We start from the raw sequence: 14,321 nt of genomic DNA, 5'->3' as shown, positions 1-14,321 counted from the left end.
GGCGGGCAAACGTGAAAAAGATTTTAGTGGCAGATGATGAAGATATTTTGCGTATGTTAATTGTCGATACGCTTGAAGATGACTTCGAGATTATCGAGGCGGAAGACGGTCAGGAAGCACTGGACAGCATTCGGTCCGGCACATATGATTTAATTGTTTTAGATTATATGATGCCGCATTTAACAGGCATGGAGGTGCTGGAGCAAATCCGTAAGGACGGCGTTCAAACACCTGTTATGATGCTTACCGCAAAAGCCCAGGAAGCAGACCGGGAACTGGCCATGTCTTACGGGGCTGATTATTTTATGGCGAAGCCATTCAGCCCTATTGAACTTTTATCGTTTATCGAAAGCATTCTGGATTAAAAAAAGACAGCCCGCTATGGGCTGTCTTTTTTATTCGTCTTTCTGGGCAAATCGTTTTTGAACAATGTGATAGGACTCTTTCAGCCGTTCTTTTGATTCGGTGTCCTGGTCCCAGCCCTCCCATTTATATATATTCATCTTGGAAGCTGCTTTTTCAGGCACCGTTGTTTTTTGATCAAATGACTCGGCAATCCCAATACCTTTGATCTGTTGCTCTGCTTCTATTCCTTCTTTAAAAACATCTCCTGTTGCCTGCAGGCTGCTTGGGTCTTTTACATTTAACAGCAGCCACGAAATACGAATTTCAATCTCTCCTGTTTCTTCATTTACATAGTAGTCAGATAAAGAATCATAATCAGGCGATTCTGGATTGCCGTTGCCAAACCGCATCGCGCCTGTTTCATAGTAATCAAAGGGAAGCACTTCCCCTGTATCCGGACGGATATTTTCCCTGCTTAGTGCCAGCCGGATTGGGTTGAAAACACCGCTGTTATTTAGCGGTTTTTTCGGTGCAGGCTTTAACATAGGAACGTCAAATCCATACTGATACAAAAATGTGTCGTAGTACGCATCTACTTTAAGCTTCCCTTCCTTTGTCCCGTCAAATGAAAGAACAAAATCCGGATCATTTTCTTTGAACGTGACAGTTTCCGCCTTGTTGCTTCCGATGCTTGGATGTACGTCAAAGTAAAGCGTCGGCATCTTGCCGTTTAACAGCTTAGACCGGATATACAAGTAACGTTCGTCGTGTGTGACATACAAATCGTCATTGTCTTTGTAGAATGGCTCAATACCTTTCCAGTCTGCTGTATTTCCGTCTGTTTGGATAAGCTGGCGGTCAAAGCTGAGAAGGCCGAATTGCTGCTCATTCGTCTGGGCGTTCGACCAATATGGACGGCGTTCCGGATCATCTAAGTCCATTGTGTTCCACGTCCGCTTAAACCATTCATCCTGCCACGTAAAGACAAGTCCGCCCATCATTCCTTCGGCTAAAATATCATCATACATATGGACTAAGCCTTTACCCTGCTGCTCCTCACTGATAAAGCCCTGGTTCAGGCCAAATGCGTTCCGGTGTGTCATGCCTCGCGAAGATGGAATACCAAACTCGGCAATCAGTACCGGCATATCGTGCGCTGTCCGCAAATCATGCAGGTATCCGGCGTAGTTATTGTTTTCTCCGCGTGAATCCTTATACGTTAAGTATTTTTCTTCTAGATTTAAAAAATCCGGATAGTAAGGATACACATGATAAGAAGCAAACAAGCTGCTGTTCTTTTTAGGCTTGATCATATTTGGATTAACAGATGCAAGATCTTCCTGTTCCTGTGGTTCAGCTGGATGGTCAAGTAGATCGGTTGGAACCCAGTTGGTAAAGCTCATTGGACGTGTCCATTTATACTGGTCCGCTTCGTATTTCATCATCGTATCCATTTGCTCAGCCAGCCAAATTTCCATCGGCTCAGCGCTCTCTGTTTGAACGAATTCTCCATCATACTGCGCAAGGCCTGCGTATTTCGTTTTCATATTGTCAACCATAAACGGATACCATTCGATTCCAAGCACCCAGCCGATTACGTACGGTGAAATATCAGCTCGATACGTTCCTGATGCGTGACCGGTCCGTTTTGGAATGTCCGCATTACCATGAATAACATCCGCAACCCGTTTCATTTCCGCCTGGAATTCTTTTGTAATTTCCGGCGTAAACGCATCTAGGGTTTCTTCTAACGGCCCTTCATCAATCCAGACGCCATGCAGCAGATAAATCGGCTTGTCCGCATGCTCTTCGTTATACCGCTTTAAAGCGTTGTAAAAACCCGGTGGATGAAGGGTGTAGACGCGAATGGTATTTGCGTTTAATTTTCCAATATCGGTAAACCATTCATAATACTCATTTTCAGAAATAGCTGCTTCTCCCGGAAAAGCACCCGGTTTCCCCATTCCAATATTGACCCCTTTTACCGTCATCGTTTTCCATGTGCCGCTTTGAAGTACTTCAAACCGGTCTCCATTTAAACGGGACGTATAAGAGAGACCCTCCTTCTCTTCCACTGGCACAGTCACTGCTTCTTTTTCCGGCTTTTTCTCCATTGAGAGAACACCTTTCATGAGCGGCACGTACGTTTTCCAAAAAAAGGCCTGCTCTGGATAAAGCGTAGACGGCGTAATAAGCGCCCGCATGGAGGCAAAACCAGTATACCGGTAAACGGAAGAGACGTCTTCTGTATCGGCAAAATCTCCGGCAAAGTAAAAGAGATCCGATTGTTCATACGAATGGTGGGTAACGGCAGGAAATGAAAGCGGGATTCCCTCTTTCTCCAATACCGTTTTCCCCTTATCCGACAAATCCCATTGATAGTTTGCTAGAATGTCTTCTTTATTGTCCGGCACGGTTATATCGAACCAGTACGTATACGGCGCTCCTTTATCAAGGCCTGTAACTCGTTTTCCCTCTTCTGTAAAGCGCATCGTTAGCCGCTCGTTCTCTATTTCTCCCTCTTCATCAGAGAGCACGATTACTTTTTGTTTATCTTCATTCACAAGCACAAAGCCGGCCCCTTCGAATGCCCACTTTTTACCGCCTGCTTCATAAAGTGACAGAATTCCATCGGTCAGCTCTTCATTTTCCCTGCTTAAATCGCTGAACGCCCGACCGGTCCAGCCGGTTGGTGTTGTATGAAGAAAAGACGCCACATCTTTTTTCACATCGGCTTTTGTCGGAGAAGCAAATGTATTAAACTCCATAATCAAAGTGGTCGGATGGCCAGCCGTTTGCTGTTTGATCGTTTCCCATTCATCCATTTCGAGACCGCCATAAACTAAGTCATTTTCGTTATCATACACGCCGTATGTATCGGCCGCATAAATGACATCTGCATCCTCCAGTTTCTCTGGAAGCGCCCGTTCCTTTGTTTTTCTTTCAGGAAAGTATCCATAATAGTCATCTTCTCCGCCAAACGTTTCAAAACGAAAGTGGTTCAGTACCCATGTAAGAGCCCGATGCTCCCGTTTATTATCGGTCGGAACAGTTTTGTCTAAAATTACAACTTTTTCTTCTCTCGTGCTGCCAAGCTCCCATATAATCCAGGGCAGCAGCAACAGCAAAAGAACTACTGGAAGGAAAATCCATTTTTTATTTACTTTCATCTTGATCAGAACCTCTCTCCGGGTAGAAAATAACTCCTTGCTGTATTGGTTCGGTTAAAAATCCAAGTACGGCTTTTGACAGCTGTGTCGGCGGATACGGTTTTGTTAAGTAATGATCGATTTGGTGTAATTTCCCCTCGCCCTCAGCCTGGTCAAGAGCGGAGGAAATGATAATCGGGATGTCTTTCGTTTTTTCTTCTTTCTTTAACAGCTCTACCAAATCCCAGCCATTCAGATCGTCGCCAAGCATCAGATCAATCACAATTCCAACAAGCGGTGTCCGCTTTGCTTCTTCAAAGGCTTCCGATGGTTTCATGTGATACACCACTGTAAATCCGCTCATTTTTAATTCTTCCGATAATAAAAGAGCAAGGCTCATATCATCCTCTACTATCATAACGGAAGGACTGTTTTCATTGCCTTCTGGGCGCGCAATTCGATGTCTGCCTGTTGAAAGAAGCGGCAATGAAAGGCGGACTATTGTTCCTTTTCCCTCTTCTGACTCGATTGTAATCGTCCCATTATGCTTTTCGATAATTTCTCTACAAATCGCCAGTCCAAGGCCCGTACCGCCAATTTTGCGGCGGGCGCTGTTGTCAATCCGCTGAAATTTATTAAACAGCTTCGGTATATCTTCAGCCGGAATTCCAATTCCTTCATCTTGAATGGCAACCATTACGTTATTTTCATCGTTCGAAAGCGTCAGCGTTACATGTCCGCCGTCCGGTGAAAATTTAATGGCATTTCCTAACACGTTTGTTAATACTTGAGCGAGACGCTCTTTATCCCCTTCTACCTGCACATTAGCCGCTTCATCCACGACAACGAGCGGATGGCTGCTTTCGGTACGGAAGCGGGCGATCGCTTCTACCGCCAGTTCATTGATTTGTAACGGCTCCATTTGATACACCTGGCTGCCTGATTCCATGCGCTGCAAATCCAGGAAATCGTTAATTAAGTTTGTCAGCCTTTTCGCTTCCTTATAAATTGTTTCTAAATATTTCTTTTGCTTCTCCGGCTTCAGCTGTTTATGAAGCAGCAGCTCTGTAAATCCAAGTACACTCGAAAGCGGCGTTCGAAGCTCATGGCTGACTGTGCTGACGAGCTCTGTTTTCATTTGATCGACTTCGTATTCTCTTGTAATATCCCGATGAACAAGAATGGTGCCTATTTTTTCTTCATTTACTAAAACCGGAGCACTATACACTTCTATCACGCGTTCTGCCGGCTCTAAAATACGGTACCGATACTCCTGCACATGATGCGCCCCGCTATCAATACAGCCTTCTAGAAATTCTCTCATTTGATCCGGGTCATCTGTTTGATTAGAAATGTGATCGATCCATTGCGCTCTTTCAACCGTTTCATCGAGCGGTACTTCACAATTGATAATCTCACAAACTGCTTCGTTTCGCTGGAGCATGGATCCGTCGTGGCCAACAAATTGAATGCCTTCATTAATATTGTTAATGATACGTTCGTTTAAAATTCGCTCTTTGATATTGCGGTCGTACAGCTGAATACGTTCAATCGCTAAAGCAACCCGATTTAGTAAGCCCCGCAATTCTTTTTGTTCTTTCTCGGAAAAAGCACGGCCAATCCGTGAAGCGCCAAAAAGAGCGACCATGTCTCCTTCCGGATTGTGTACGCCAGAAAAATAATCATGTACCAAAACAGAATCGGCAGCGAGCCCTTTTTCATGGGACGCTTCTCTTGTTACCGTGAAAAAAGCATCCTCTTTTAACCGCTGGTCAATATAATCCGTTCGGTTCGTTGAAAACTCCTCGAACAGGGCATCTGTCATCCCTTTCAGCGCCCGCTCTCCGCTTTCCCGAATCCAAAACATGCCTAGATCCAATTCATAAGTCGAATCCAAATACTCTAGTATACTATCAGCCAGCTCCTGTTTATTTAAAGTAAAAGAAAGAACGTGGTTCAAGTCGTTATACCGTTCGAGGCGCTCTTTTGTTTGTTTCGTTTCATGAAGTGATTCTTCAATTTTATGCTGGTGCTCCTGCAATTCTTCCTGCTGCATAATCAGCTCTTCATTTTGAGCCGTTAATTCTTCTTCTTTTTCTTGAATGATGCGAATCATGGAACCAAATGAAGAAAACAGCACACCGATTTCATCGCTCCGCTTCACCGGCAGCAGCGAGAAGCTTTTGCCGGACGCAAAATCATCCGTCGCCTGTCTCATTTGCTCAAGCGGCCGAACAATATCTTTCATCATGCGCCAGATTAAGTAAGCAATAAACACAAATAGCAAAAATAAAAAAATGACCATTACAAATGTAAACTCATTGGCCTGCTCGATCATTTCCTTCGATAACGCCTCAAGGTCATCATCAATATCTACCTTATATTGCTTCACGTATTCCATAAATTGGTTTACAGAATCAACAATATCTCTGCTAGAATAATAGTTTTGAAGACCTGCGTAATCATTTGCTTCCACAAATCGAATCAATGTAGGCAATGTATCTGATTGGTATGTGCTTAAAAACTCTGTCAGCTTTTCCGTCATTTGCTGCTCTTTTGAATTTAAGCGAACGCCTTTTAACTCTTCAAGCGCGCCTTCTACTTCGTTAAGGTCTTCGTATACCCGATTCAATTCCTCACTGTCCCGAAACGCTATATAACCCCGCGCCCGAAAAAAAAGATCATTTAAAGAATCGCGCAGTGTTTCCAATTTCACCTGCTTATCGTACAGCCTTTCTCGCTCTACTCGCAATTCATCCTGTGAATGCTTCATATAAAGAAAAGCGCCGGTTCCTGCAGCTGTCAATACTAGCAGAATAGACAGCGATAAAAGCAGATAACGGCGCCGAATACCTGACGTGATTGGTTTATTCATATTCCATCCTCTCCCTTCTGTTCCTATGATTTCATTATAGATTATAGACTGTAAAAGTTCATAAAAAAAACCCGCTTTAAAAGCGGGTTATGATCGATCTGATGAAAACATATAGTGACGTTCGTTATAGGTGATGGAGAAAATAAGCGCCAGAGCCATCATATTTCCCATCATCGCACTGCCTCCATAGCTGATAAATGGCAGTGGAATTCCTGTAATCGGCAGCAGGCCGATCGTCATGCCGATATTTTGGAACGCGTGAAACGTAATCATCGCGATAACGCCTGCGCACATGTAAGAATAATAAGGAGTTTTTGTGGTCAATGCGAGTTTTGTAATGTGATAGATGAGCACAAAAAACAAACTTACAACAACCGATGCACCGATAAATCCATATTCTTCTCCAATAATACTAAAGATAAAGTCAGTATGGCTTTCCGGCAGATAGACTTCCCGGTAGCCAAACCCTTTGCCCATCGTCTGGCCTGAGCCAATCGCAAGCAGCGAACGGGTCAGGTGGAAACCGATCGAGCTCTCATAGTTATACGGATCAAGCCATGAATAAATCCGATCGAACTGGTACTGCCTGACACCAAGATATTTTTCTAACACTGCCGGCTGCCAGAGTACCATATAAAACACAAGGCCGATCAGAGTAGCGGCGCTGCCAAAGAGAGGAAGGAGTATTTTCCACGTGATACCTGAAACGAAAATCATGCCAAGCAAAATAGAAATAATAACCAGAGATGTTCCAAGGTCCTGCCGCACCACAAGCGCAAGCGGCAAAGCAGTAATAGCGCCTAATTTAAGCAAAAGCATCCAATCACTGTTGATCGTTTTAATAGGGTTTTTAGAATGGTGATTCACCATTACCCGGGATAATGTTAAAATCAGAAATACTTTCATAAATTCTGACGGCTGAATGGTTCCTAAGCCCGGAAGCTTGTACCAGTTTTTCGCTCCGTTGATCGTTGGAGCAATAGATGATGGTGCTACGATCAAAAACAACAGCAGCAAAATGCCAAAACCGTACAAATACCAGGCCATGCCGTGAAATTGGTCTGAATCCAGCCGGATAAATACCAGGATAATGCCGATCCCAATCACGTACCAGATAACTTGCCGGAAGACAAAGTTTGTTCCATATTGACCTGTTGTCTGTGCACTGTAAATCGCTGCACAGCTTACAACAAACAGCATAAGCAAGATTAAAATCAATCCGTAGTCAATCCGGCTTGATTGTTGTTGAGAATTCATGTAAACTCCTCTTTCTCGTAAAAATAGACCAATTCTTATTATAACGTTATTGTTCCATTCTACAACAGCCAAACGATTCAGATAGGAGAAATCTAAGCGAGACCGTGATACAATAACTTGAACAAAATGTTCCGGCTTCTGCGTTTCATACTTAAATGCGCTGAATGCAAAAGTCGATGAACCAATCAGAAAGGAAGTTAGCAGAATGGAAGCAATTCAAACACAAGAGCAATTCGAAGAAATTATTGCCGGCAGTGAGCCGGTCATCATTAAATTTTACGCCGGCTGGTGCCCGGACTGCACAAGAATGGATATGTTTATTGATGAAATCATAGCAGACTACAGCCAATACCGCTGGTTTGAACTGAACCGGGATGATTTTCCCGAAGCTGCACAAAAATACGATGTAATGGGCATCCCAAGCCTGCTTCTTTTTCAAGATGGCGAAAAATTAGCTCATTTGCACAGTGCAAATGCTAAGTCTCCGGAGCAAGTACGTGAGTACCTGCAAAACCTTCCTGCTTAATGAACAGCCAAAACCGGCCCGTATACGGGCCGGTTTTTAAAATACGCCTTCGAGTTTATTTAACTCTTTACGCATCTCCTCTTCCGGAAGCTCTTCCCCAATCACAACAATGACCGTCGGCCGCTTGATCGGCTGCGGCTGAAAAAACGGAACGCCATACGCATACTGAAACAGCTCCGGCTGATCTCCTGAATCCTCGAACTTGATGAATCCTTTGATGCGCAGCACCGAATCCGGCAGATGTTCTACCCACTTTCTAAAAGCAGCACGCGGTACATGATTCACAAATTCATAAGCAAATGTTCGAACATGCAGATGATGGCGGGCGTGATGCTGTTCTTGTGACTGGCTTCCACTCCCAAAAACAGCTTCTCCTTCTCCATGCGTTATTTCAATTAACTGAACCTTCTGATTGAGTGAGCGGATATCTCTGCGAACGACTGCCAAAGTTTCCTCGGCGACCAAATCTGTTTTAGTAAGTGCGACAATATCACTCCAGCGTGCTTGATCCTCCATCAGCTTCCGATGGGCAATCGGCAGCCGGTTCCGCTCCACCCACCGGGCACAGTCTACGAGCGTTAAAATGCCTTTCACATCAATTTTCATCGCTATTGATGGAGACATGCAGGCATCGAGCACTTCCATCGGATGAGCAGCACCGGTCGTTTCAATATAAACGACATCCGGCTGGTGTTCCCGGTAAAGCGCCAGTAATTCCACTTCTATTTCATCTTTAATCGTACAGCAAATACAGCCGTTCAACATATCCCGCACAGCCGTTTTTTCTCCGATAAGCGCCGAGTCAACCGAAAGCGCACCGATTTCATTCATCAGAACAGCGACTTTTCTGCCTGCTTCTTTTTCTTTTTGAAGCAGTTTCAACAGCAGTGTGGTTTTCCCGCTGCCAAGAAAGCCTCCAATTATATAAAGTTCTGTTTTCATAGGCCAACCCTTTCTCAAATCCACATAGTTCCGATTTAATACACGTTATCTATTGTACATGCTCCTTCACTTTTTGCCAAAACAAAAAGCAGGAGCGAACCCCCTGCTTTACTTTGGTTTGATCACCAGTTCAAGTTTTTCGATAATCACCGTCATAACGGCATCCACACTCGCATCCTGCCGCTCACTCTGGAAGTAGGCTTCCTGCATGGCTTCAAGCAGGGCCTGCTGTTCATGGGACATGTTTTTTCTCCTTTTATCATGTTACATGTCCCATTCCCGCTGGAATGCGCAATCAAACAGGGCGAAAGCCTTAAATTTGATTTATACGTGTTCTTCTAATTCAACCCAATCATGCGCCCAATTCTCTATTTCTGTAATAGCCGCTTTTAAGGCGCGTCCTTTTTCCGTTAATGTATATTCAACCCGAACCGGCACTTCTGCATACACTTTTCGAGTGACCATGCCTTCCTCTTCCAGCTCTTTCAGCCGCTCTGTCAGCAGCTTGCCGCTGATCGGAAATCCAGCTTTAATTTCAGAGAACCGCTGCGGCCGATCCAAAAGCTGTTTAATCACAAGGCCCGTCCATCGTTTGCCTAATAACTGCATTGCTTTTTCTACTTTTGGACAAAGCTCCATTATTCTTTCACCTCTTTTATGTACTCCTAGTATACACCATTTTAAAAAAAGATGATATCTTTCCACTTTTTAATATCTAGTTACTTGACTAATTTAATTTATTTTTTTAAACTATGTTTCTAAAGGTAACAAAATTTTATTTGAAAGAAGGTACATAAACCATGTCAAACACTTCTACCCAAACAGATTTTTACACAGCTGTCCAAAATCGCCGCTCTCATTATGCTATTTCAAAAGAGTCTGTCGCTTCAGATGAAAGAATCCAAGAAATCATTGAATTTGCAGTTAAGCATGTGCCAACAGCTTTTAATTCGCAAACAGGGCGTGTTGTCGTTCTTCTTGGCGAACAGCATGATACATTGTGGGATATTACAACACAAACGTTAAAAACTGTGGTTCCAGAGGAAAGCTTCGCTTCTACACAAGAGAAAATGGATATGTTCCAGGCAGGCTACGGAACAGTTTTATTCTTTGAAGATCAGTCGATCATCCGCAGCCTTCAGGAGCAGTTTGCCCTTTATGCGGACAACTTCCCTGTTTGGTCTAACCAGGCATCTGGTATGCTTCAATTTACCGTTTGGACAGCACTTGAAAACGAAGGCTTCGGTGCAACCCTGCAGCACTACAATCCACTGATTGATGAAAAAGTAGCAGCCCAGTGGAATATTCCAGCAGACTGGAAGCTCATTGCTCAAATGCCATTCGGCAAACCAACAGCGCCAGCCGGCGACAAAGAATTTGCGCCGCTTGATGAGCGTGTAAAAGTGTACAAATAATGTACCCCTTTTTTGAATAAAAAAGCGCGGACTTTTCAATATTGAAAAGTCCGCGCTTTTTAAATTTCATTGGATGAAGATCCACCGTCGATGATTTTTCGAACCGATCCTCTTTCAATTAAAGATGGCGCCAGCATAATCCGGTGTCCAATTTGATCCGGCTGCTTGATGAGCTGTAACAGCTGGTCAAATGAATAATGAGCAAGATCCGTAATAGGCTGTGCAATTGTCGTAAGTCCAGGATCGGCAATTTCCGCATAAATGGTATTATCAAAGCCGATGACCGACATATCCTCGGGTACCCGCACACCCGCTCCTCTCGCTTCGTTGATCAACACAATAGCGATCAAGTCCGTTGCTGCAAACACAGCGGTTGGCTTTTTCGGGAGACGAAGCAGCTTTTGCGCGGCTTTTTTCGCTTCCAAAATATCAGAGCGGGTATCAATAACGTACGGTTCTTCAACCATCACATCTGCTTCTGATAATGCCTGCTGAAAACCAATCAAGCGGGAACGCCCCGATTGGCGCTGCTTTTCGTACATAATGGCTAATTCATGGTGTCCTTTCGACAGCAAATATTTACCGGCTAAGTACCCTCCGCGCACATTGTCTGTCATGACCACACTGGCTGAAGCGTCTAAGTGATTCACAGACAGCATTACGCTTGGGACGCCGCGCTCATTAAATTTTTTGAAATGATCCATTTCTTCCGGCTCAATGGCTACCATCACACCGTCGACCTGCTTTTTAGAAAAAAGCTCTAAATATTCCCGTTCCCTCTGCTGCTTATAATCTGTGCTGCACAGCATCAGTGTATAACCAGATTCCCGTGCCCGGTTTTCCAGTGCCCGGGCCACTTCCGCAAAAAACGGGTTGGCAATATCAGGAACAAGCACGCCGACGGTATATGTTTTTTTGCCTGTCAGTGCCGCTGCGACACTGCTCGGCTGGTAGTCAAGAACCCGCATAATCTCTGTTACACGTTTACGGGTTTTTTCGCTGATCCGCCCTGTATTGTTCACGACCTTGGATACGGTAGCAATAGAAACTCCCGCTTTTTCCGCCACGTCATAAATCGTCGGTTTCATATCATCGTTTCTCCTCGTGTCATTCTATTCTTAGAGTAACACGAAACGCCGTGAATCACTTCATGTGACGCTGAAATTTTTCAGTCAGCATCCCGCTTTATTATTTTTTCTTGTGCTTGCGTGCATCGATATAAACTGCGACTGTAATGATGGCGCCTTTTAGAATTTGCTGCCAGTATGAAGAAACGTTCATTAAATCAAGACCGTTATTCATTACGCCAATGATTAACGCCCCGATTACCGTACCGCCGATTGTTCCGATACCACCTGTTAAACTAGTTCCTCCAATAACAGCCGCTGCAATTGCATCAAGCTCGTACATTGTACCCGCTGTCGGCTGTCCGGACGCAATACGCGCTGTTAAAATCATTCCGGCAAGACCTGATAAAAGGCCTGCATAGGTGTAAACGAGAATTTTTACTTTTGTTACATTAACACCGGCGATCATAGCCGCCTGCTCATTGCCGCCAATCGCGTATACGTATTTCCCAAATTTCGTTTTGTTTAATAAGACATAAGAGATAATTCCAATTAACGCAAAGATAATAATCGGTACTGGAATACCCAAAATCATGCCCTGCCCAAGAAATTGAAACGTATCAGATAAGCCGCCAATCGGACGCCCGCCGCTGTAAAGAAGCGCTAATCCACGCGCTGCTGTCATCATGCCAAGAGTTACGATAAATGGGGCAATGTTACCTTTTGCAATCAAAAAGCCGTTGAAAACACCCGTTGCCACACCAACTGCAATGGCCGCAAGAACCGCTACCATTAAAGGATATGTGCCTTCTTGTGCAAACGTGGCAACAACAACCGACGTCAGTGCGATAACAGAACCGGATGATAAGTCAATTCCGCTTGTGATAATAACAAATGTGACACCGATCGCGACAATTCCGATAACCGCCATTTGCCGGACGATATTGATAATATTATTTGAATTGATGAAGTTCGGTTCCAGCGCTGTCATAAGTGCAATTAAGGCAACTAAAATAATCAGCATGCCGTATTTTTTAAACAAAACGGCCCCTTTTGATTCTTTGTGAAGCCCTGCATCTGGGTTATTATTCGTAACAGTTGATAAGTTGCTCATCGTTACTGCCTCCCTGTTCTTACGATGTTTTTTGTTTTATTAATTCTCCGCGTGTCGCAAGCTCCATAATGGCTTCCTGAGTCGCTTCGCTGCGGTTCAGCTCTCCTGTTTGGTACCCTTCACTCATGACGACAATCCGGTCACTAAGCCCAATCACCTCTGGCATTTCTGATGACACAATAATAATGGCTTTACCTTGTTTGGCCAGCTCAAAAATCAAGTTGTATATTTCACTTTTCGCCCCGATGTCAATGCCACGCGTCGGCTCATCCAGGAATAGAATATCTGGATTATGAAGGAGCCAGCGTCCGATAAGCACCTTTTGCTGGTTGCCTCCGCTTAAATTACTGATGAGCTGATCCATATTCGGCGTTTTAATATTCATTTTTGCCTTTTGGTCTGCACAGTCATTCTCAATTTTCTTCCGGTCAAGCAGTCCGCCTTTGTTATACTTATTGATATTCACCATGATCATGTTGTCCCGCACGCTGAGCGGCAGGAAGCAGCCTGTTAATTTCCGGTCTTCTGTTAAAAGGCCAATTCCCGCATTGATCGCGTCTTTCGGCGAGCGCATTTTTTTCTTTTGGCCGTTAACGAGAATGTCTCCTGAATCCGCCTGCATGGCGCCAAAAATTGTTTCCAGAATCTCACTGCGTCCAGAACCCATTAAGCCGGCAATACCGAGTACTTCTCCTTTACGGACCTGAAAGTTCACGTCGTAAAACTTTCCTTCTTTTGTTAAGTTTTTAACTTCAAGAGCCACTTCTTTGATCTCTGTATGCTCTTTATTAAATACTTGCGAAAGCTCGCGGCCAACCATCATTTCAATTAAACGTTCCCGTGACATATTGTCAATAGAATCGGTGCCCACATACTGTCCATCCCGGAATACCGTCAGCGTGTCAGCGATTTGTTTGAGTTCTTCCATCTTGTGCGTAATGTAAATCACACCGACGTCTTTCTTTTGAAGAGAACGGATAATTTCAAACAAATGAGCCACTTCTTTGTCTGTAATGGCGGACGTTGGTTCATCCATAATAATGAGCTTCGAATCATAAGAAACTGCTTTTGCAATTTCAACAAGCTGCATTTTGGCTACCGTTAAGTCAATCATTTTTGCTTTTGGATTGATCGTCGTAATGTTTAAACGCTCAAAAAGTTCTCTTGTGTTCTCAACAAGCTGCTTTTGATTCACAATTCCTGTTCTGCCATATGTTGGTTCGCGTCCGAGAAAAATGTTTTCTGCGACCGTCATTTCCGGCACTGGATTTAATTCCTGGTGAATCATTGAAATGCCTTTATCAAGCGCTTCACTGACATTGTTAATCTTTAATTCTTCACCGTCGAATATCACACTTCCCGTGTCGGCTGTATAAATGCCTATCAATATTTTCATCAAGGTGGATTTACCCGCGCCGTTTTCACCCATCAAGGCATGTACTTCGCCTTTTTTTACGTCCAGGCGAACATTCTGCAATGCTTTAACGCCTGGAAAGCTTTTCGATATATTTGACATTTGTAAAATGTATGGAGATGCCATTTTTCTCACCTCAAATTTGTTTTATAAAAATCTGGGCAGCTTTATACCGCCCAGATTTACGATCTGCAGGTTACAAAGGGATTTCAGCAGG

At 44.0% G+C, this 14,321-nt stretch carries 12 protein-coding genes; 3 read left to right on the top strand and 9 right to left on the bottom strand.

All coding sequences use genetic code 11. The features are described 5' to 3' along the window. The first annotated feature begins 11 nt into the window (after positions 1 to 11). The gene (locus RRU94_RS11505; RefSeq protein WP_315694403.1) at positions 12 to 365 is read left to right on the top strand and encodes a response regulator transcription factor; all 354 of its coding nucleotides are present in this window, start codon (positions 12 to 14) and stop codon (positions 363 to 365) included. 30 nt (positions 366 to 395) lie between these two features. On the opposite strand, the gene RRU94_RS11500 is transcribed toward RRU94_RS11505, so the two are convergent. From RRU94_RS11500 to RRU94_RS11490, 3 genes are all read right to left on the bottom strand, one after another. Beyond that, positions 396 to 3,515: a hypothetical protein gene (locus RRU94_RS11500; RefSeq protein ID WP_315694402.1), complete on the bottom strand. Its 3,120-nt coding sequence runs from the start codon at positions 3,513 to 3,515 to the stop codon at positions 396 to 398. Beyond that, entirely contained in the window at positions 3,502 to 6,369 is a 2,868-nt protein-coding gene (locus RRU94_RS11495) for an ATP-binding protein (RefSeq protein WP_315694401.1), read from the bottom strand. The genes RRU94_RS11500 and RRU94_RS11495 overlap by 14 nt, the downstream gene beginning before the upstream one ends. Positions 6,370 to 6,456: 87 nt before the next feature. Then, positions 6,457 to 7,626, bottom strand: coding sequence for an FtsW/RodA/SpoVE family cell cycle protein (locus tag RRU94_RS11490; protein WP_315694400.1), 1,170 nt, complete (start codon positions 7,624 to 7,626; stop codon positions 6,457 to 6,459). A gap of 205 nt (positions 7,627 to 7,831) precedes the next feature. Between RRU94_RS11490 and RRU94_RS11485 the strand changes: the two genes are divergently transcribed. After that, the gene (locus RRU94_RS11485; RefSeq protein ID WP_251269983.1) at positions 7,832 to 8,152 is read left to right on the top strand and encodes a thioredoxin family protein; all 321 of its coding nucleotides are present in this window, start codon (positions 7,832 to 7,834) and stop codon (positions 8,150 to 8,152) included. A gap of 36 nt (positions 8,153 to 8,188) precedes the next feature. Here RRU94_RS11485 and RRU94_RS11480 read toward each other — a convergent pair whose 3' ends face one another. The 3 genes from RRU94_RS11480 to RRU94_RS11470 form a co-directional block, all read right to left on the bottom strand. Next, on the bottom strand, positions 8,189 to 9,094 hold the full coding sequence (locus tag RRU94_RS11480; protein WP_315694399.1) for a CobW family GTP-binding protein: 906 nt from the start codon (positions 9,092 to 9,094) through the stop codon (positions 8,189 to 8,191). 108 nt (positions 9,095 to 9,202) lie between these two features. Continuing rightward, positions 9,203 to 9,337: a hypothetical protein gene (locus tag RRU94_RS11475; protein WP_315694398.1), complete on the bottom strand. Its 135-nt coding sequence runs from the start codon at positions 9,335 to 9,337 to the stop codon at positions 9,203 to 9,205. A gap of 81 nt (positions 9,338 to 9,418) precedes the next feature. After that, positions 9,419 to 9,733: a winged helix-turn-helix transcriptional regulator gene (locus RRU94_RS11470; RefSeq protein WP_242231801.1), complete on the bottom strand. Its 315-nt coding sequence runs from the start codon at positions 9,731 to 9,733 to the stop codon at positions 9,419 to 9,421. Positions 9,734 to 9,894: 161 nt separating this feature from the next. Here RRU94_RS11470 and RRU94_RS11465 point away from each other — a divergent pair, with 161 nt between their 5' ends. Continuing rightward, positions 9,895 to 10,509: a nitroreductase family protein gene (locus RRU94_RS11465; protein WP_315694397.1), complete on the top strand. Its 615-nt coding sequence runs from the start codon at positions 9,895 to 9,897 to the stop codon at positions 10,507 to 10,509. 59 nt (positions 10,510 to 10,568) lie between these two features. On the opposite strand, the gene RRU94_RS11460 is transcribed toward RRU94_RS11465, so the two are convergent. The 3 genes from RRU94_RS11460 to RRU94_RS11450 form a co-directional block, all read right to left on the bottom strand. Next, a complete protein-coding gene (locus RRU94_RS11460; RefSeq protein WP_315694396.1) occupies positions 10,569 to 11,597 on the bottom strand; it encodes a LacI family DNA-binding transcriptional regulator in 1,029 nt (342 codons plus the stop codon). A 100-nt stretch (positions 11,598 to 11,697) separates the two neighbouring features. Then, positions 11,698 to 12,690: an ABC transporter permease gene (locus tag RRU94_RS11455; RefSeq protein ID WP_410493016.1), complete on the bottom strand. Its 993-nt coding sequence runs from the start codon at positions 12,688 to 12,690 to the stop codon at positions 11,698 to 11,700. 19 nt (positions 12,691 to 12,709) lie between these two features. Next, on the bottom strand, positions 12,710 to 14,230 hold the full coding sequence (locus RRU94_RS11450) for a sugar ABC transporter ATP-binding protein (RefSeq protein WP_315694395.1): 1,521 nt from the start codon (positions 14,228 to 14,230) through the stop codon (positions 12,710 to 12,712). Positions 14,231 to 14,321: the final 91 nt, after the last annotated feature.

The organism is Domibacillus sp. DTU_2020_1001157_1_SI_ALB_TIR_016 (assembly GCF_032341995.1).
Lineage (GTDB): Bacteria > Bacillota > Bacilli > Bacillales > Domibacillaceae > Domibacillus > Domibacillus indicus_A.
The sequence above is the reverse complement of the archived record's forward strand: the minus strand, read 5'-3'. Positions and strand labels throughout refer to the sequence as shown.

What these genes read in the sequence shown, in the direction of transcription:
- RRU94_RS11500 (WP_315694402.1), bottom strand. Translation starts at nt 3,515, where the DNA reads ATGAAAGTAAATAAAAAATGGATTTTCCTTCCAGTAGTTCTTTTGCTG.
- RRU94_RS11495 (WP_315694401.1), bottom strand. Translation starts at nt 6,369, where the DNA reads ATGAATAAACCAATCACGTCAGGTATTCGGCGCCGTTATCTGCTTTTA.
- RRU94_RS11490 (WP_315694400.1), bottom strand. Translation starts at nt 7,626, where the DNA reads ATGAATTCTCAACAACAATCAAGCCGGATTGACTACGGATTGATTTTA.
- RRU94_RS11485 (WP_251269983.1), top strand. Translation starts at nt 7,832, where the DNA reads ATGGAAGCAATTCAAACACAAGAGCAATTCGAAGAAATTATTGCCGGC.
- RRU94_RS11480 (WP_315694399.1), bottom strand. Translation starts at nt 9,094, where the DNA reads ATGAAAACAGAACTTTATATAATTGGAGGCTTTCTTGGCAGCGGGAAA.
- RRU94_RS11475 (WP_315694398.1), bottom strand. Translation starts at nt 9,337, where the DNA reads ATGTCCCATGAACAGCAGGCCCTGCTTGAAGCCATGCAGGAAGCCTAC.
- RRU94_RS11470 (WP_242231801.1), bottom strand. Translation starts at nt 9,733, where the DNA reads ATGGAGCTTTGTCCAAAAGTAGAAAAAGCAATGCAGTTATTAGGCAAA.
- RRU94_RS11465 (WP_315694397.1), top strand. Translation starts at nt 9,895, where the DNA reads ATGTCAAACACTTCTACCCAAACAGATTTTTACACAGCTGTCCAAAAT.
- RRU94_RS11460 (WP_315694396.1), bottom strand. Translation starts at nt 11,597, where the DNA reads ATGAAACCGACGATTTATGACGTGGCGGAAAAAGCGGGAGTTTCTATT.
- RRU94_RS11455 (WP_410493016.1), bottom strand. Translation starts at nt 12,690, where the DNA reads ATGAGCAACTTATCAACTGTTACGAATAATAACCCAGATGCAGGGCTT.
- RRU94_RS11450 (WP_315694395.1), bottom strand. Translation starts at nt 14,230, where the DNA reads ATGGCATCTCCATACATTTTACAAATGTCAAATATATCGAAAAGCTTT.